Below are 16,981 nucleotides of genomic sequence, written 5' to 3'. Positions count from 1 at the left end.
ATGAAGATAGCTGCCATCCAGATGGTCTCAGGTGCGCGCGTGCAGGACAACCTTGCCGCAGCCCGCAGCCTGCTTGAGCAGGCTGCGGCCCAGGGCGCCGAACTGGCCGTGCTGCCGGAGTATTTCTGCATCATGGGCTTCAAAGACACCGACAAGCTGAAAGTCCAGGAGAGCGTCGGAACGGGCTTGATACAGGACTTCCTGGGCCGGTCGGCGCGTGAGCTCGGCTTGTGGATCGTGGGCGGCACGCTGCCCATGGCCACGTCTGATCCGGCGCGCGCGCGCAACTGTTCGCTGGCCTATGCGCCGACGGGTCAATGCATCGCGCGGTACGACAAGATCCATCTTTTTCGCTTTGCGCAGGGAAAGGAAGACTATGACGAGACGCGTGTGCTGGAGCCCGGCGCGCAGCCCGTCCGGTTTGATCTGGCTTCCCGCGATGGCCATGTCTACGCTGTCGGCATGAGCATTTGTTATGACCTGCGTTTCCCGGAGCTTTACCGCGCGCTGAAGGCCGATGTGCTGCTGGTGCCCAGCGCGTTTACCTACATCACCGGGCAGGCGCATTGGGAAGTGCTGCTGCGTGCACGCGCCATTGAAAACCAGGCCTATGTCATTGCGGCGGCGCAGGGCGGCACGCATGAAAACGGCCGCCGTACCTGGGGCCACAGCATGCTGGTGGATCCCTGGGGTGAGGTGATGGCTCAGCAGGCTGAAGGCGCAGGCGTTGTTCTGGGTGAAATCTCCAGCACTCACACGGAAGGTGTGCGAAGCCGTTTGCCTGCATTGAACCATCGTTTCCTATGAGGCCGGCCGCGTGAGGCTTCCGTTTGCAAACGGCGTCAGCCGCGCCAGCAAGCGCTGGTCCCTGTGGGCGCTGCTGGTGGCGCTGCTGGTGGCGCTGCTGGGCATTCTGGTGTGGCTGGCGGGACGTTATGAGTCCAGCATGGTGCAAAGCCGGCTGGAGCATGACGCAGCGGAAGCCGTAACAGACATCCGCTCGGGGCTGACGCGCAATATCCAGACCTTGCAGGCGCTGCAGTCCAGCGACCGCACGCCGGAGCCGTGGCATTCATCCGCCGCTGAGCTGCTTCGCGAGCGCCGTGAAATCATGCGGCTTGAATGGCGCAACGAAGCGCTCGATGTGCTCGGGTTTGTGGAGACGCCCTATCGCACCTCGGTGTTCGAGCGGCTCGGGCGGGGCAGTTTGCAAACCGACGTGGGCCTGACCTGCACCACGGCCCGGCGCCTGAGCGGTGCGGCTTACTCCATCAGTTATTTCATGCCGCAGCGCGATGGCCTGGGCCTGGAAGTGCTCGACATGTGCCTGCCCGTCGTGGTGGCGGGGCGACTCACGGGCTATAGCGTGGTCACCTATTCGCTGCAGGACATTCTGGGGGAACTGGTTGGCCGCCAGCTCGCCCGGGGCATCGGTCTGTCTTTTACCGAAGCGGACGGCACGCGCCTGGCCCTGCAAGGCGTGCCTTCGCGCGGCAGCCGGATTTATATTGCGCAACAGCTGCTGGACCTGCCCGGCAATACGCTGGTGGTCAGGATGGAAAGCCGGCTGGGCACGCCGGCCCTTTTCCCCAATGTGCTCACCGCGCTGGTAACCGCCATGTCACTGGCGCTGCTTGCCGTGCTGTACCTCCTCGCAAGGGATATGCGACGCAGGCTGAAAGTCGAGCATGACCTCGGCGAAGCCCTGGCTTTTCGCAAGGCCATGGAGGACTCTGTGCTGACCGGCCTGCGCGCGCGCGACCTGCAAGGGCGCATCACTTACGTGAACCCGGCGTTTTGCAAGATGGTTGGCGTGGACGCCAAGGACCTGCTCAACCAGAGCTTTCCCTCACCCTACTGGCCACCCGAACTGGCCGGCGTGTACCAGCAGCGCCAGGAAATCCGGCTGGCGGGCAACAGCCTGCCCAGGGAGGGCCACGAGTCGGTGTTCATGCGGCGCGATGGCACGCGGTTCCCGGTGCTGATCATGGAGGCCCCGCTGATCAATGCCGTGGGCAAGCACACCGGCTGGATGAGCGCGATTCTGGACGTCAGTGAACAGCGCCGGGTGGAAGAGCTTTCCCGTGCCAGCCAGGACCGCCTGCAGGCCACCGCACGGCTGGCGATGGTTGGCGAGATGGCCTCGCTGCTCAGCCACGAACTCAACCAGCCGCTGGCCGCCATTTCAAGCTACGCCACCGGCTCGCTCAACCTGCTGCAGGACGGCATGGACCATGACAAGCCGCTGGCAGCGAACGCCAGCTCAGCGGTGGCGCCGTTGTCGGAAGATTTGCAGCTGGCCATGCGCCGCATTGCAGAGCAGGCTGAACGCGCGGGAAAGGTCATCAAGAGCGTGCATGACTTCGTGAGGCGCCGCGATCAGGTGCGCGAAGCCGTGCAGCCTCGCGCCCTGCTGGACGCCATCATGCCGCTGGTGACCCTTCAGGCACGCAAGCTCGGCGTGCGCGTGGTGATCGAGGTCGACGAGACCTGCACGCCCGTGCTGTGTGACCGCACCATGGTTGAGCAAGTGCTTCTCAACCTCTCGCGCAACGGCATGCAGGCCATGCAGGCTGTGACACATGAAGGCGGGGCGGCGGAGGCGGCTTCGCGGGAAAAAGTGCTGACGCTGCGTATCCGTCCGGCCGCATCGAACGCGCAGAGCCGCTGGGTGGAATTTTCGGTGACGGATTGCGGTGAAGGCATTCCCAGTGAAGTGGCCGAGCAGCTCTTCACGCCATTTTTCACCACCAAGGAAGAGGGCATGGGGCTGGGCCTGAGCCTGTGCCGCACGGTGATTGAGCAGCACGGCGGCTTCCTGGGGTTTGAGCCCGGCCAGCCGCGGGGTACGATTTTCAGTTTCACCCTGCCGGCGGCGCTGCCGCATGATGCAGGTGCGCCTACAGCCTGAAGGACACAGCATGGAACCCATTCAAAATGCCACGGTTTATATCGTCGACGACGATGCCAGCGTGCGCGACGCGCTGGCCTGGCTGCTGCGCTCGCGCCGCCTGTTGAGCGAAACCTTCGACAGTGCCGAGGCGTTTGATGCGCGCGTGTCACAGCACTTCGCTGTCAAGTCGCCTTCCTGCGTGCTGCTGGATGTACGCATGGCGGGCCTGAGCGGCCTGGCCATGTTCGAGAAACTGATTGCTTACGGCTTGCTGCCCACGCTGCCGGTGATCTTTTTGACGGGCCATGCGGACGTTCCCACGGCGGTCGACGCGGTCAAGCGCGGCGCTTTTGATTTTTGCGAAAAGCCCTTTTCAGACAACGCGTTGGTAGACCGCATTGAACAGGCGCTGAACCATTCCGCCGGGGCACTGGCGCAGCACAGCGAGTCGACCGGCCTGCAAGCCCGGCTTGACGGCTTGACGGACCGGGAGCGCGATGTGATGAAACTGGTGGTGGGTGGGTTGCCCAACAAGCTGGTGGCGGACCAGCTTGACATCAGTGTGCGCACGGTGGAGGTCCACCGTGCCCGGGTTTTTGACAAAATGGGTGTCAAGTCGGCTGTGGAACTGGCCAATCTGCTGCGCAACCTGTAGCTGCGGCGCGGCGCCGGCTTATTCTTTTCCGGGCTCGGCAGGAGTCTCTGAATGGACTGGTTCCTTCAACTCGCCATTTTTGCGGCCCGAAAACATCGTCCACCACACAATGAACACCAGCAGCAGCAACGCCCCCAGGGCTTCGAGCAAAAGTAGGGCCATGACATTTCCTTGGATTTCAAAAAAGGCTTCGATGCCTGTGCTGCCGTCAATGCGCTCATTGCGGCTTGTCCCAATTATCGCCATGGTGGCGCTGCTCGCTTCCTGCGCAAGCCCGCCCCGGCCGCCTTCGACCGTCCCGGCGGGCGAGCCCACAGCCCCGGGCGTCCGCGCCGGCGATACCGGCCCATTGCCCGCGCCCATGGTGCAGGGGAAAAGCCGCTGGGTCGCGGTCCGCTGGGCCGAGTTGCCCGGCTTCGAAGAAGACGCGCTGTTTGAGGCCTGGAACGCCTGGCTCAAGAGCTGCGAGCGTCCCGGCCCAGGTTTTGCGCCCCTGTGCGGCGAGATCCGGCGCCTCAGCATTGCGCCTGCCGATGAGCAGCGCAACTGGATGGTCAGGCGGCTGCAGCCCTACCGGGTGGAGAGCCTGCAAGGCGTTGCCGAGGGGCTGCTGACCAGTTACTACGAGCCTGTGCTCAGGGCCAGCCGCCAGCCTGTTGCGGGCTACGAGGTGCCGCTGTACCGCCCTCCCGCATCGCTGGGCAGCCGCAAACCGTGGTTCTCGCGGCAGGAAATCGATACCCTTGCCGAAGCCAAAGCCGCGCTGCGCGGCCGCGAGATCGCCTGGCTGGCCGACCCGGTTGAGGCGATGTCGCTGCACATACAAGGCTCGGGCCGGCTGAACATCACGGAAGCCGACGGCTCGCAGCGTGTCGTGCGCGTGGCCTACGCAGGCACGAACGAGCAGCCGTTTCGCAGCGTGACCCAGTGGCTGCTGGAGCAGGGCGAAGGCCGCATGACGGCGCCCTGGGTGGAGTCCACCAAGGCATGGGTTGCGAAAAATCCGCAGCGCGCCCAGCAAATGCTCTGGAGCAACCCGCGCTACACTTTTTTCCAGGAGCAGCCCCTGAGTGAACTGGATACCGCCTTTGGGCCCAAGGGTGCGCAGGGCGTGGCGCTGACACCGGGCCGCTCGATTGCAGTTGACCCGGGAAGCATTCCCTACGGCACGCCGGTGTGGCTGGCGTCCCGCGGCGGCGCGGCCAACCTGCAGAAGCTGGTGCTGGCACAGGACACCGGCAGCGCCATCGTGGGTGCGGTCAGGGCCGACTACTTTGCCGGAACCGGCCCCGAAGCCGGCCTGCTGGCGGCACGTGTCAACCAGCCGCTGCGGCTCTGGGTGCTCTGGCCGAAGTGAGTGCTCGAAACGTTGGGCAAGCTGAAGGAGATTCCATGAAACAACTGTCGACCCGGACCGGGATGGGCTTTGTAGCGGTGACCGGAGCGCTTGTGCTGGCAGCCTGCGCGGCGGGTGGCGGGCCTTCGTTTGCCGCGCAGTACCGCTGCGAACACGGCGCTGACTTCAAGGTGAAGTTTGTGGACGACACCGCCGTGCTGGATAGCGCCGGCGGCTCGGACCTGCTGTTTCGCGACGCAGGCGGCCAGGGTGCGCAGCAGACGGTGTACAGCAATCCGCGCATACGCGCCGAGTTTGGCCTGGGCGCCAGCGGCCGCGAGGCGGTGCTGCGTTATCCGCTGCTGCCGCTGGTCGCGCGCTGCGTGCGCGACTGACTCCCCGGAGTCGCTCAAAACCCTCCCGGCGTTGTCGCGCCGCCCAGCCATGCCAGGACCGCTTCGCCGGGTTTTGTGAGCGGCTCTTTTTTAGCGCACGGAGAGGCGGACTTCCACCCTCATCCCGTCCCGACGGGTGGATTGCCGGCTGTCGGCGATGCCGCTGCTGCTGCCGGCGCCCGTATCGTCCGACTCGGCCACGGTGACCCATTCCCCGAGGCGAACGGTCAGCGAGGTGCTGGTGGACGATGAGGACAGGGGCGCCTGCGGCGACGAGCCTGTGCGGCTGGCCTGCCCCGCGGCCAGTTCCAGCTCCACGTTGTCGCCGCCGTACCAGGTGGGCCTGGCTGAAAAGCCGCTGTTGGCCTCGATGAACACGGTGCCGGCCTGGCGCGCCTGCACCAGCCGCAATGGCTGGCTGTTGCCCAGGTTGATGTTGGCGTTGCGCCCGTTGAGCACCAGCACGCGCTGCACCAGGTCGCGTGAATCGCTGCGCTGGCTGTCCTGGGCTGTGATCTGGGCATTGAGGCCCGAACGGCCCGGTTGCAGCACAACACCGCCCTGTGCGCCCAGGGCACTCTGGGAGCGCAGGCTGCTGCCGGCCTGCCGCACTTCTATCTGCAGGTTGCGCATGGGCAGCGCCTCCGGGTTTGCTCCTGAATTGATAGCTGGTTGCGCTTGCAGGGCGGGCGCCAGGGCCATAAAAAGCATAAAGGCCAAAGAGGCGGGACGGGCGGATGGTTTCATGCGGGGCTCCTTCAGGCGTTATCTTGCAGGTGTTTCATGTGCCGGCCATGTGCACAGCGAGCGAGTTTGGTGCTATTAAATAAATAGCTGGTTGCGCCCGTCGGTAAAGGGTTTCAGGCACTATTTTCTTGAATTTTAGGCTGTAACCCGCGTCAGGTGCCCGAGCGGCAGCGCGCTGCTGGCTTTGACTTCGCCCAGCGAAAAACTGGTGTGCAAGTCTTTCACATTGGGCAGGTTGATCAGGTTCTGCAGCGCAAACTTGCTAAAGGCTTCCAGGTCTTGCGCCACCACCTGCAGCTCAAAGGTGCCGGTGCCGCTGATGTAGTGGCAGGAGACGATTTCGGGCAGCTTTTTGATGGCTTCTTCCAGCTGGCGCGTTGCGTCGCCACTGTTGCGGTCAGCGTCCAGCCGGACAAAAGCCAGGACGCCCAGGCCGATCTTGTGGCGGTTGATCTCGGCCCGGTAGCCGGTGATGAAGCCCGATTCTTCCAGCGCCCGCACCCGCCGCCAGCAGGGCGCGGCCGACAGGCCCACACGGGAGGCCAATTCCGTGTTCGTCAACCGGGCGTCGAGTTGCAACTCATTCAGGATGGCGATGTCAAACTTGTCTAATGTTTCCATATTCGCCACTTTACAGCAAGATTCTTTCCGGAAGTGGCCTAAATCGGGCAAACAAAGCAAAGACATATCACGGCTGGCGGCATACACTTTGCATGCAACTAGAGGGCGCCCCCTATCCGGGGGACCCTTCTGCCAGCCTGCCCACAAGGCGGTACTAACAAACAGTCCTGGAGACCCACGAACATGAATGCGCCCTTACCTGAACACATCCGCAAAGCGCTAGAGACCGTCACGCTTGACGATAAATATTCTTTAGGCCACGGCCGCGCTTTCATGAGCGGCGTCCAGGCGCTGGTCCGCCTGCCCATGTTGCAGCGCACGCGCGATGCGATCGAGGGGCTGAATACGGCGGGTTTTGTCAGCGGCTACCGCGGCTCGCCGCTGGGTGGTTATGACCAGGCCCTGTGGGCCGCCAAAAAGCACCTGGCTGCACAAAACATCGTATTCCAGCCCGGCGTCAATGAAGAATTGGGCGCCACGGCCGTCTGGGGCACGCAGCAACTCGACCTGTACCCGCAAAGCAAAAAATTCGACGGTGTGTTCGGCATCTGGTACGGCAAGGGCCCGGGCGTGGATCGCTGTTCGGACGTCTTCAAGCACGCCAACATGGCGGGCACAGCCAAGCACGGCGGCGTGATCGCCATCGCCGGCGACGACCATGTGTCCAAGAGTTCCACCGCCGCGCACCAGAGCGACCACATCTTCAAGGCCTGCGGCCTGCCGGTGTTCTTCCCGTCCAACGTGCAGGACATCCTCGACATGGGGCTGCATGCGTTTGCCATGAGCCGTTTTTCCGGCGTCTGGTCGGGCATGAAAACCATCCAGGAAGTCGTCGAGTCCTCGAGCTCCATCCTGGTCGACCCGGACCGCGTGAAGATCATCATCCCGGAAGATTTCGAGATGCCGCCCGGTGGCCTGCACATCCGCTGGCCGGACGCGCCGCTGGAGCAGGAAGCCCGGCTGATGGACTACAAGTGGTATGCGGCGCTCGCATACATCCGCGCCAACAAGCTCAACTACAACGTCATCGCCGGCCCCAAAGACCGGTTCGGCCTGATCGCCAGCGGCAAGGCCTTCAACGACACGCGCCAGGCCCTGGCCGACTTGGGCCTGGACGAAGAGACCTGCCACCAACTGGGCATCCGCCTGCACAAGGTCAACGTGGTTTGGCCGCTGGAGGCCACCATCACGCGTGACTTTGCTGAAGGCCTGCAGGAAATCCTCGTGGTCGAAGAAAAGCGCCAGGTCATTGAATATCAGATCAAGGAAGAGCTCTACAACTGGCGTGCCGACGTGCGCCCCAATGTGCTGGGCAAGTTCGACGAACCCGAAGGCGACCAGTCGGGCGGTGAATGGGGCCGCTCCAACCCGAGCGACAACTGGCTGCTGCGCGCCAAGGCCGACCTGACGCCGGCCATCATCGCCAAGGCGATTGCCAAACGCCTGAAGAAGCTGGGCGTGCCGGCCGACATCATTTCCCGCATGGATGAGCGCCTGGCCGTCATCGAAGGGCGCGAGCGCGCCCTGGCCGCCGGCAAGGCCGACACCGGCGAGCGCGCACCGTGGTTTTGCAGCGGCTGCCCGCACAACACCAGCACGCGCGTGCCCGAAGGCTCGCGCGCCGTGGCCGGCATCGGCTGCCACTACATGGCGACCTGGATGGACCGCTCCACCTCCACCTTCACCCAGATGGGCGGCGAAGGCGTGACATGGGTGGGCCAGGCGGCCTTTACGACCGACGAGCACATCTTTGCCAACCTGGGCGACGGCACCTACTTTCACAGCGGGCTGCTGGCGATCCGCCAGGCCATTGCTTCGGGCGTGAACATCACCTACAAGATCCTCTACAACGACGCGGTCGCCATGACAGGCGGCCAGCAGGTCGGCGAGCGGCCCGAAGGCCATTCGGTGCTGCAGATCATGCAGAGCCTGTGTGCCGAAGGCGTGGCCAAGCTGGTCATCGTGACCGATGAGCCGCAAAAATATGACGGCGCGCCGCTGCTCGACGGTGTGACGGTGCACCACCGCGACGAGCTGGACCGCATCCAGCGCGAGTTCCGCGAGCTCAAGGGCACGACCGCCATCATTTACGACCAGACCTGCGCGACCGAAAAGCGCCGCCGCCGCAAACGCGGCACCCTGGTGGACCCTGAAAAGCGCGTGGTGATCAACGAGCTGGTCTGCGAGGGCTGCGGCGATTGTTCGGTGCAATCCAACTGCCTGTCGGTGGAGCCGCTGGAGACCGAGTTCGGCCGCAAGCGCCGCATCAACCAGAACACCTGCAACAAGGATTACTCCTGCGTGAAGGGCTTCTGCCCCAGCTTTGTCACTGTCGAAGGCGGGCAGCTGAAGAAGCCTAAAAAAGACAAGAAAGGCGCGCCCAGCAGCCTGTTTGCGATTCCTGAACCCGTGCTGCCGGTGGCTGAAAACGCCTGGGGCATTGTCGTGGGCGGCGTGGGCGGTACGGGTGTGATCACCATCGGTCAGTTGCTCGGCATGGCGGCCCACATTGAAGGCAAGGGCGTGGTCACGCAGGACGCCGGCGGTCTGGCGCAAAAAGGCGGCGCGACCTGGAGCCACATCCAGATCGCCAACCGGCCGGAAGCCATCTACACCACCAAGGTCGACACCGCCAAGGCCGACCTGGTGATCGGCTGCGACCCGATCGTGGCCGCCAGCAAGTACACGCTGACCGTCATGCAGCCGGGCCGCACCTACGTAGCCATGAACTCGCACGGCGCGCCGACGGCGGCCTTTGTGACCAACCCTGCCTGGCAGTTCCCTGGTGGCAATTGCGAGACGGCCGTGACTGCTGCAGTGGGCGCTGACTTGCTCGGTAGCTTTGATGCGGAGCAGGTGGCGGTGCAATTGGTCGGTGACTCGATTTATACCAATCCGCTGATGTTGGGCTTTGCCTGGCAAAAAGGCCGGGTGCCGCTGTCGCATGCTGCGTTGATGCGGGCCATTGAGCTCAATGGCGTGCAGATTGACAACAACAAGACGGCTTTTGAGTGGGGCCGGCGCTGCGCGCACGACCTGGCTGCGGTGCAGGCCCTGTTCAAGGCTGCCCAGGTGATCGAGTTCGTCAAGCGGCCCGCACTGGCCGACATGCTGGCCAAGCGGGCTGACTTCCTGACGGCCTATCAGAACGCGGCATATGCGCAGACCTACCAGGCTTTTGTGGAGAAGGTGCGCGCTGCGGAAGCGCCGCTGGGCAAGACGCTGCTGACCGAGGCGGTGGCCCGGTACCTTTTCAAACTCATGGCTTACAAAGACGAGTATGAAGTGGCGCGCCTGCACACGGACACCGGCTTTCTGGATAAGGTTAACGGCATGTTTGAAGGCGACTTCAAGCTCAATTACCACCTGGCGCCGCCCATGATTGCGTCCAAAAACGACAAGGGCGAGTTGCAGAAGAAGCAGTTCGGTCCCTGGATGCTGGGTGCGTTCAAGGTGTTGGCCCGCCTCAAGGGCCTGCGTGGCACGCCGCTGGATGTTTTCGGTCGTACCGAAGAGCGCCGCACGGAGCGGGCGCTGATTGAGGAATACCGTGCCAGCGTGGAAGAGGTTTTGGCCGGCCTGAGCGCTGAAAACCATGCCGTGGCGCTGGAAATTGCCCGGATTCCGGAAATGATCAAGGGTTATGGCCATGTCAAGGCGCGCCACCTGGCCGCCGCGCGGCCCCAGTGGGCCGCGTTGATGGAATCCTTTCGTACCCCCGGATCTACCGTCCAGCGGGTAGCGGCTTAAAGCCTGGACCAGCGCTGGCCTCGCCGCCGGTCCGGTGTTTCCTTCATGGGACGGCTTTGCTGCGGAGCTTGCAGCAGCCCCTTGCGCGCACCCCCGGCTTGAAAAGCCCCTGGCGCGCGCCAGTTACCCCTTTCTGCGGATGCCCCGCCGCATACAATCGTGAACTCTGTGCGCTGTCCGTGCCGGATGGCGCGCGCCAGTGTGTCTTTTAAATCGTTGTGGAGTTAGCCGTGTTCATTTCTTCCGCCTTTGCCCAAACCGCTCCCGCTGCCGCTGCCGGCGGTGACATGATGTCCTCGCTGACGGGCATGCTGCCTCTGGTGCTGATGTTCGTGGTGCTGTATTTCGTCATGATCCGCCCGCAGATGAAAAAGCAGAAAGAGCATCGCGCCATGATTGAGGCGCTGGCCAAGGGCGATGAAGTCGCCACCGCAGGCGGCCTGCTGGGCAAGGTGACCAAGCTGGGCGACGTGTACCTGACCCTCGAACTGGCGCCAGGCGTCGAAGTCCAGCTGCAGCGCAGCGCGATCATCCAGGTGCTGCCCAAAGGCGCTATCAATCCAGCCAAATAAGGCTTTCGCCGGCCGCAACGGCCGGCAGGCCTGACTTTGTTCATCCGTCCACCAGGAACAGCCCTCTCATGAATCGTTATCCGGCCTGGAAGTACGCCATCATTGTGATCGCGCTCATCGTCGCAGCCCTGTACACGCTGCCCAACTTTTTCGGCGAAGCGCCTGCGGTCCAGGTTTCCAGCGCCAAGTCCACCGTCAAGATCGACAGTACGACGATGGCGAAAGTGGAGCAAATACTGAAGGAAGCCGGCATTGCGGCCGATGCCGTCGCCCTGGACGATACTTCCGTCAGGGCGCGGTTTGGCGATACCGATACGCAACTCAAGGCCAGGGACGCGATCCAGAAAGTACTGGCGCCGGATTCCGAAGATCCTCCGTATGTCGTTGCGCTCAATTTGCTATCGCTCTCACCTCCCTGGCTAGCCCGGCTTCATGCTTTCCCAATGTACCTCGGGCTTGACTTGCGAGGCGGCGTGCATTTGATGCTGCAGGTGGATATGCAGGCCGCGCTAACCAAGCGCGCCGAGTCCCTGGTTGGCGACCTCCGGACATCGCTGCGTGAGAAAAATATCCGGCACGGCGGCATCGCCCGTAATGGACAGGCCATTGACATCAAGGTGCGTGACTCTGCCACGCTGGCATCAGCCAAAGCCCTGATTCAAGACCAGTTTCCCGACCTCCAGACTGCTGAGGTCCCCGAGGGCACGGAATACAAGCTTACGGCTACGATCAAGCCTGAGGCGGCGCGCCGCATTCAGGACCAGGCTCTCAAACAGAACATGGTGACCCTTCACAACCGGGTCAACGAGCTGGGCGTGGCAGAGCCGGTAATACAGCAGCAGGGCATAGATCGCATTGTTGTGCAACTACCGGGTATTCAGGATCCTGCCCGGGTCCGGCTAATTATTGGCCGTACCGCCACCCTGGAAATGCGTCTGGTGGATGACAGCGCTGAGGCCCGTGCAGCCATGACCGGGGGAGGCATGGTGCCCTTCGGCTCGGAAAAATTCCCCGATATCAGCGGCAATCCGGTGATTGTGAAGAAGCAGGTTCTTGTTACCGGCGAGAGCCTGACGGATGCCCAGGCCGGCTTCGATTCGCAAAAGCAGGAGCCCAATGTATCCCTGACGCTGGATGCCAAGGGTGGGCGGGTGATGCGCGAAACAAGCCGCGAGAACATGGACAAGCCGATGGCCATCCTGCTGTTCGAAAAGGGCAAAGGGCAGGCTATTTCGGTGGCAACCATTCGTGGTGAACTGGGTACACGGTTCAGCATCTCGGGCGCCATGAATATCAATGCCGCCAACGATCTCGCCCTGTTGCTGCGTGCGGGCTCGCTGGCCGCCCCCATGGAAATCATTGAAGAGCGCACCATCGGCCCGACGCTGGGCGCCGACAACATTGCCAAGGGCTTTCACAGTGTGTCGTGGGGCTTCGTCGTGATCGTGGCGTTTATGGCGGCCTATTACATGCTTTTTGGCCTGTTTTCCGGCCTGGCGCTAGCCGTCAACCTGCTGTTGCTGGTCGCGGTGCTGTCAATGCTGCAGGCTACCCTGACCTTGCCTGGCATGGCGGCCATGGCGCTTGCGCTGGGTATGGCCATCGACTCCAATGTGCTGATCAATGAGCGTGTGCGGGAAGAGTTGCGAAACGGTGCCTCCGCGCAAGCGGCGATTCATGCAGGTTATGAGCGGGCCTGGGCAACCATTCTGGACTCCAACACCTCGACATTGATCGTGGGTCTTGCGTTGCTGGCTTTTGGGTCCGGCCCGGTCCGCGGCTTTGCCGTTGTGCATTGCATCGGTATCCTGACCAGCATGTTCTCGGCGGTGTTTTTCTCGCGCGGCCTGGTCAACCTCTGGTATGGCCGCCAGAAGAAGCTCAAGACGGTTTCCATTGGCACCGTATGGCGGCCCGCCACTTCGGGTGTGGTTGCGAAGTAAGCCCGGCTCTTTTTCCTGAATTTCCCAAGGACTCCAGATGGAATTTTTCAAAATCCGGCGTGACATTCCGTTTATGCGGCACGCCCTGATCTTCAATGCCATCAGCTTTGCCACGTTCGCTTTGGCCGTATTCTTCCTGTTCTCGCGGGGCTTGCACCTGTCCGTGGAATTCACCGGTGGCACCCTGATGGAGGTGAACTACACCCAGGCTGCCGACGTCGGGAAAATCCGCGATACGGTGGCTGGGTTGGGCTTCGCCGATGTGCAGGTCCAGAACTTCGGCACCTCACGCGACGTGATGATCCGCCTGCCGGCGCAAAAGGGTGTAAGCACTGCGCAGCAAAGCGACAAGGTGCTTGCAGCCCTGAAAACTGCCAGCCCGGATGTGACGTTGCGGCGCACTGAATTTGTCGGCCCGCAGGTGGGCGAGGAACTCGCCCACGACGGGCTGAAGGCGCTCGCCATGGTCGTTTTCGGCATCATGGTCTATCTGGCTTTCCGCTTTGAATGGAAATACGCCGTGGCGGCCATCATCGCCAATTTGCACGACGTCGTGATCATTTTGGGATTCTTCGCTTTCTTCCAATGGGAGTTTTCACTGGCTGTGCTTGCTGCTGTGCTGGCGGTGCTGGGCTACTCTGTCAATGAGTCGGTGGTGATTTTTGACCGGATCCGCGAGAATTTTCGACGCTATCGCAAGATGAATACCACCGAGATCATCGACAACGCGATCACGTCCACCATCAGCCGTACCATCATTACCCACGGTTCCACCCAGATCATGGTGCTGTCCATGCTTCTCTTTGGCGGCCCGACCCTGTTTTACTTTGCCCTGGCGCTGACCATCGGCATCCTGTTCGGGATCTATTCGTCGGTGTTTGTTGCCGCTGCAATCGCCATGTGGCTAGGCATTCGGCGTGAAGACCTGATGAAAGGGCCGGCCAAAAAAGACGAGGATCCCAATGACCCCAACGCCGGGGCCACGGTGTAAGCTATGACTTAATCATCCTAGGGCGGCTGTGGCTCCAAGTAACAAAAATAGCAGGGTTCTGGTCGAGCAGGCACGTGCGCTGTTTGCGGAGCGCGCTGTACGCGTACTGCCTGCGCTGGCGAAAACCATTCAGGACAGGCTCACTGCCGCGGTTGATCAGCCCGGTAGCGTCCGGGAAATGCAGGACCGGCGTGATGCCTGGATGGCTTTCCAGAAAAGTGGTGCCACCTGGGTCCGTGGCACAACTGCCGCATGGACCACTGCCCAGACGATTCCCGCACCAAACTCGCCCTCGAGGTTTGCCGACAGCGGCAAATTTGAATTGATGGGTAACGACGTGATGGAGGACAAAATCCTTGCTTCGCGGCTCGCGCTTCGGTTGCTGGACTTCGCAAGCTGGGAGTTGAACGACCTGCGGTTGCGCATCCAAAACCTGGAGGCCGTCACGGAATTGCACAAGCAGGACATTCTTCGCCCCGAGGTGCTTGCACAGCACATGGTTGAACAATGGAGTCTTGCATCGCTGCCACGGGATGTCTGGCTTGTTGTCCAGGATGTCATCCAGAAGGACATGGGTACGCACCTGCTGGAGACTTACCATGCCACCAACGAGTTTTTGGTGCAGCAGGGGGTGATGGCGGAAATCGACTTACGGCCGCTGGTCAAACGCACTCCCTCCGCGGCGGATGCCGGGGCGTCTGCCAGGAAAGCCTCCAGTCCCGAGAAGGAACGCGGCAAATTCGGCGGCGAAACCGGGTTCAGGGCCGGCGGGTCTGAGGGCGGTGGTGCACGTGGTTTTGGTGGAGGCCAAGGCGATGGGCCTGGTGGCCGGGTTCAGGGTGTGGGTGGCGGGCGATCTTCAGCCTCTGCCGGCCGTCAGGGTGCAGCTTCTCCAGGTGCAGCGTCCGAAGGAGCAGGGTCGCAGCCAGGCGTATCCAGGCAAGGCGGCGCAGTCTACGATGAAACCCGCATGCAAACGGCGACGACGCCGCTCGCCAGGGCGCGCATGAGGGCCCAGGGCGTGATGGGGCACCTCAAGCGTTTGCTGTCGAACCAGGTCGCAGGCTTCGACGATACCCACCCCACGCAGGCTTCCCCTCAGCTCGCGCAGGCCATGGTGAGTGTGCAGAAGCTGGAAGAAACCGGTGCAGAGCGTACCTTGCTCGCAGATGCGCAAGGCCAGATCTATGGCCAGGTGCATGTCGACAATGCTGCTACTGCCTTGCGGGAACGAACCAATACGCTTAAGCAGGCGGCGTCCACCTCATCCGAGAAGGCGACGATTGAAATCGTGGCCCTGATGTTCCAGAGCATTCTTGCCGAAGACCGCATTCCGCCTGTGATCCGGGTCTGGTTTGCCCGTTTGCAGATGCCGGTATTGCGTGTGGCGATTTCCGAGCCAGAGTTCTTTGAGTCGCTGCAGCATCCTGCACGCCGGTTGATCGACCGCATGGGTTCCTGCGTATTGGGCTTTGACGTCACGGTGGCCGGCGGGGCCATGGAATCTGAAGTCAAGCGCATTGTGCAAGTGATAGAGCAGTATCCCGAAACAGGGCGCCGGGTGTTTCAGCTGGTTTATGACGAGTTCGAAAAGTTTTTATCCAAATTCCTTTCCGAGCATGGCAGCGCCGCCCGTGTTGTGAGTGTCGCGCAACAGGTCGAACAAAAAGAGACCATGACGATCCAGTACACCATTGAGATGCGGAACATGCTCAATGACATGCCGGTTCGTGACGAGATCCGCGAATTCCTCTTCAAGGTATGGGCTGAGGTATTGGCGATCGCCGCGATGAAGAACGGGCCGCAGCACGAGGAAACCATCACGCTCAAGCGGGCTGCCGCTGATCTGGTGTGGGCCGCGAGCGCCAAACCGAACCGCAATGATCGCGCCCGCGTGATTGCAGACCTGCCGAAATTGCTGCAGCTGCTGCGCCTGGGCATGTCCATGCTGGGCTTGGGTGTGTCTGACCAGGACGGGCACCTGAAGACCATCAGCGATACGCTGGCCGATGCATTCATGTCCAAAACCGACACCATTTCGCAGGAGCGGGTGGAGATCATGGCCAAACGGCTGATGAACCTGGAAGATTATCTTTCCGATGAGGACGTCGGCGACCTGCCGCTGGATACTGACAGCCTGGTCACCATGATCGGGATCGATGCTACCGACATTGAAGTGATCGCCGATGGCGGCAGCCAGCCCACGGAAGCCATGCGCGCATGGGCCCGGGAGCTCCAGGTAGGTACATGGTTCAGCCTGGACCACAACGGCAAGATCAGTCATGTGCAGTTTGCCTGGTGCAGTGATCGCAAGCAGTTGCACCTGTTTGCTTCTGCCGATGGCCGGAACTTCCTGATCCAGGCTCGTCGGCTCGCGGCCTACCTGCAGTCGGGTTTGCTGGTGCCTACTGAAGAGGAGGCGCTCACGGTACGTGCCACGCGCGACGCGCTTGCCAAGCTGGATGCAAATCCCGAGCGGTTGCTCGGCTAAGCGCCTCGTTGTCCGGCGTGCCCGGGCAACCGGTTCAAAAATGTCGTTTTTGTGCCGCAGTGCTATTCAGTGAGCAAGGCGACCTTCCGCGTCGTCGCACAATTCGTCCAGAACCAGCGCATCGGGTTCTTCGCCGAAGCTCCAATAGACCATCAATACGATGATTTTCAGGTCATCCAGCGTGACGGGGTCGCCCGGTGCCGCCATGGCACGGTCAATCACAATCTCGCGCATGTGCGGAGGCAATACGCCGGACGACTCAAGGAAGCTCACAAATCCCAGGCTCTGTGCGCCGAGTTGTGTTTGCTCGGCAACCGAATAAACGCGAAGGCTGTCGGGGGATTGGGGCTGAATGAGCGGATGTGCACCGGGCTCAGTGAGCTCTGACGGGGCACTGGCCGGCAGGCTGATTTGCGTGCCTTGGGCAGCGATATTCAAGCCGTCGAGCCAGACGAGGGCCGCCTGGATTTCTTCCGCCTCAAAACCCGCCGCTGTCAGTTTGCGGCCGAGCCGCTGAAGTTCGGGGCAAGCGTCACCTTGCCAGTAATTTTCGTAGACGTACACGAGTACTTCGAACATGCGTCCAA

At 62.2% G+C, this 16,981-nt stretch carries 14 protein-coding genes; 10 read left to right on the top strand and 4 right to left on the bottom strand.

Features of this window, described 5'->3' with window-relative positions:
* From AC1DYQ_RS15630 to AC1DYQ_RS15620, 3 genes are read left to right on the top strand one after another with little or no spacing between them, the layout of a single operon-like run.
* Positions 1-807 (top strand): carbon-nitrogen hydrolase family protein, encoded by an 807-nt coding sequence (locus tag AC1DYQ_RS15630; RefSeq protein ID WP_477687525.1) that lies wholly within the window; start codon positions 1-3, stop codon positions 805-807.
* Positions 808-817: 10 nt separating this feature from the next.
* Positions 818-2,911: a two-component system sensor histidine kinase NtrB gene (locus tag AC1DYQ_RS15625; RefSeq protein WP_477687524.1), complete on the top strand. Its 2,094-nt coding sequence runs from the start codon at positions 818-820 to the stop codon at positions 2,909-2,911.
* A 10-nt stretch (positions 2,912-2,921) separates the two neighbouring features.
* A complete protein-coding gene (locus tag AC1DYQ_RS15620; RefSeq protein ID WP_477687523.1) occupies positions 2,922-3,548 on the top strand; it encodes a response regulator transcription factor in 627 nt (208 codons plus the stop codon).
* A gap of 18 nt (positions 3,549-3,566) precedes the next feature.
* Here AC1DYQ_RS15620 and AC1DYQ_RS15615 read toward each other — a convergent pair whose 3' ends face one another.
* The gene (locus AC1DYQ_RS15615; protein WP_477687522.1) at positions 3,567-3,794 is read right to left on the bottom strand and encodes a hypothetical protein; all 228 of its coding nucleotides are present in this window, start codon (positions 3,792-3,794) and stop codon (positions 3,567-3,569) included.
* Between AC1DYQ_RS15615 and mltA the strand changes: the two genes are divergently transcribed.
* Both mltA and AC1DYQ_RS15605 read left to right on the top strand, forming a co-directional pair.
* A complete protein-coding gene (gene mltA / locus AC1DYQ_RS15610) occupies positions 3,793-4,905 on the top strand; it encodes a murein transglycosylase A (protein ID WP_477687521.1) in 1,113 nt (370 codons plus the stop codon). The genes AC1DYQ_RS15615 and mltA overlap by 2 nt on opposite strands.
* Before the next feature lie 35 nt (positions 4,906-4,940).
* Positions 4,941-5,279 carry a hypothetical protein gene (locus AC1DYQ_RS15605; protein ID WP_477687520.1) on the top strand — a complete coding sequence of 113 codons (339 nt, stop codon included), beginning with the start codon at positions 4,941-4,943 and terminating at the stop codon, positions 5,277-5,279.
* A gap of 90 nt (positions 5,280-5,369) precedes the next feature.
* Here AC1DYQ_RS15605 and AC1DYQ_RS15600 read toward each other — a convergent pair whose 3' ends face one another.
* The gene (locus AC1DYQ_RS15600) at positions 5,370-6,026 is read right to left on the bottom strand and encodes a hypothetical protein (RefSeq protein ID WP_477687519.1); all 657 of its coding nucleotides are present in this window, start codon (positions 6,024-6,026) and stop codon (positions 5,370-5,372) included.
* Between the two features lie 135 nt (positions 6,027-6,161).
* The gene (locus AC1DYQ_RS15595) at positions 6,162-6,647 is read right to left on the bottom strand and encodes an Lrp/AsnC family transcriptional regulator (RefSeq protein WP_477687518.1); all 486 of its coding nucleotides are present in this window, start codon (positions 6,645-6,647) and stop codon (positions 6,162-6,164) included.
* Between the two features lie 183 nt (positions 6,648-6,830).
* Here AC1DYQ_RS15595 and AC1DYQ_RS15590 point away from each other — a divergent pair, with 183 nt between their 5' ends.
* The 5 genes from AC1DYQ_RS15590 to AC1DYQ_RS15570 all read left to right on the top strand — a co-directional run bounded on the left by AC1DYQ_RS15590 (position 6,831) and on the right by AC1DYQ_RS15570 (position 16,394).
* The gene (locus AC1DYQ_RS15590) at positions 6,831-10,397 is read left to right on the top strand and encodes an indolepyruvate ferredoxin oxidoreductase family protein (RefSeq protein WP_477687517.1); all 3,567 of its coding nucleotides are present in this window, start codon (positions 6,831-6,833) and stop codon (positions 10,395-10,397) included.
* 230 nt (positions 10,398-10,627) lie between these two features.
* Positions 10,628-10,969 carry a preprotein translocase subunit YajC gene (gene yajC / locus AC1DYQ_RS15585; protein WP_477656808.1) on the top strand — a complete coding sequence of 114 codons (342 nt, stop codon included), beginning with the start codon at positions 10,628-10,630 and terminating at the stop codon, positions 10,967-10,969.
* 68 nt (positions 10,970-11,037) lie between these two features.
* Complete coding sequence (gene secD / locus AC1DYQ_RS15580; RefSeq protein ID WP_477687516.1) at positions 11,038-12,912, top strand: protein translocase subunit SecD; 1,875 nt, start codon at positions 11,038-11,040, stop codon at positions 12,910-12,912.
* 37 nt (positions 12,913-12,949) lie between these two features.
* Positions 12,950-13,903, top strand: a complete 954-nt coding sequence (gene secF / locus AC1DYQ_RS15575) for a protein translocase subunit SecF (protein ID WP_477687515.1) — start codon at positions 12,950-12,952, stop codon at positions 13,901-13,903.
* Between the two features lie 28 nt (positions 13,904-13,931).
* Positions 13,932-16,394, top strand: a complete 2,463-nt coding sequence (locus tag AC1DYQ_RS15570) for a DUF1631 family protein (RefSeq protein WP_477687514.1) — start codon at positions 13,932-13,934, stop codon at positions 16,392-16,394.
* A 66-nt stretch (positions 16,395-16,460) separates the two neighbouring features.
* On the opposite strand, the gene AC1DYQ_RS15565 is transcribed toward AC1DYQ_RS15570, so the two are convergent.
* Positions 16,461-16,973 carry a Smg family protein gene (locus tag AC1DYQ_RS15565; protein ID WP_477687513.1) on the bottom strand — a complete coding sequence of 171 codons (513 nt, stop codon included), beginning with the start codon at positions 16,971-16,973 and terminating at the stop codon, positions 16,461-16,463.
* Between the last annotated feature and the right edge of the window lie 8 nt (positions 16,974-16,981).

The sequence above is a fragment of the Polaromonas sp. P1_F4 genome, from assembly GCF_056405675.1.
The sequence above is the reverse complement of the archived record's forward strand: the minus strand, read 5'-3'. Positions and strand labels throughout refer to the sequence as shown.

Bases quoted from the DNA above. Each gene is read 5' to 3' on its own strand.
- AC1DYQ_RS15605 (WP_477687520.1), top strand. From the start codon at position 4,941: ATGAAACAACTGTCGACCCGGACCGGGATGGGCTTTGTAGCGGTGACC.
- secF (WP_477687515.1), top strand. From the start codon at position 12,950: ATGGAATTTTTCAAAATCCGGCGTGACATTCCGTTTATGCGGCACGCC.
- AC1DYQ_RS15600 (WP_477687519.1), bottom strand. From the start codon at position 6,026: ATGAAACCATCCGCCCGTCCCGCCTCTTTGGCCTTTATGCTTTTTATG.
- AC1DYQ_RS15565 (WP_477687513.1), bottom strand. From the start codon at position 16,973: ATGTTCGAAGTACTCGTGTACGTCTACGAAAATTACTGGCAAGGTGAC.
- AC1DYQ_RS15590 (WP_477687517.1), top strand. From the start codon at position 6,831: ATGAATGCGCCCTTACCTGAACACATCCGCAAAGCGCTAGAGACCGTC.
- AC1DYQ_RS15620 (WP_477687523.1), top strand. From the start codon at position 2,922: ATGGAACCCATTCAAAATGCCACGGTTTATATCGTCGACGACGATGCC.
- secD (WP_477687516.1), top strand. From the start codon at position 11,038: ATGAATCGTTATCCGGCCTGGAAGTACGCCATCATTGTGATCGCGCTC.
- AC1DYQ_RS15595 (WP_477687518.1), bottom strand. From the start codon at position 6,647: ATGGAAACATTAGACAAGTTTGACATCGCCATCCTGAATGAGTTGCAA.
- mltA (WP_477687521.1), top strand. From the start codon at position 3,793: ATGGTGGCGCTGCTCGCTTCCTGCGCAAGCCCGCCCCGGCCGCCTTCG.
- AC1DYQ_RS15615 (WP_477687522.1), bottom strand. From the start codon at position 3,794: ATGGCGATAATTGGGACAAGCCGCAATGAGCGCATTGACGGCAGCACA.
- AC1DYQ_RS15630 (WP_477687525.1), top strand. From the start codon at position 1: ATGAAGATAGCTGCCATCCAGATGGTCTCAGGTGCGCGCGTGCAGGAC.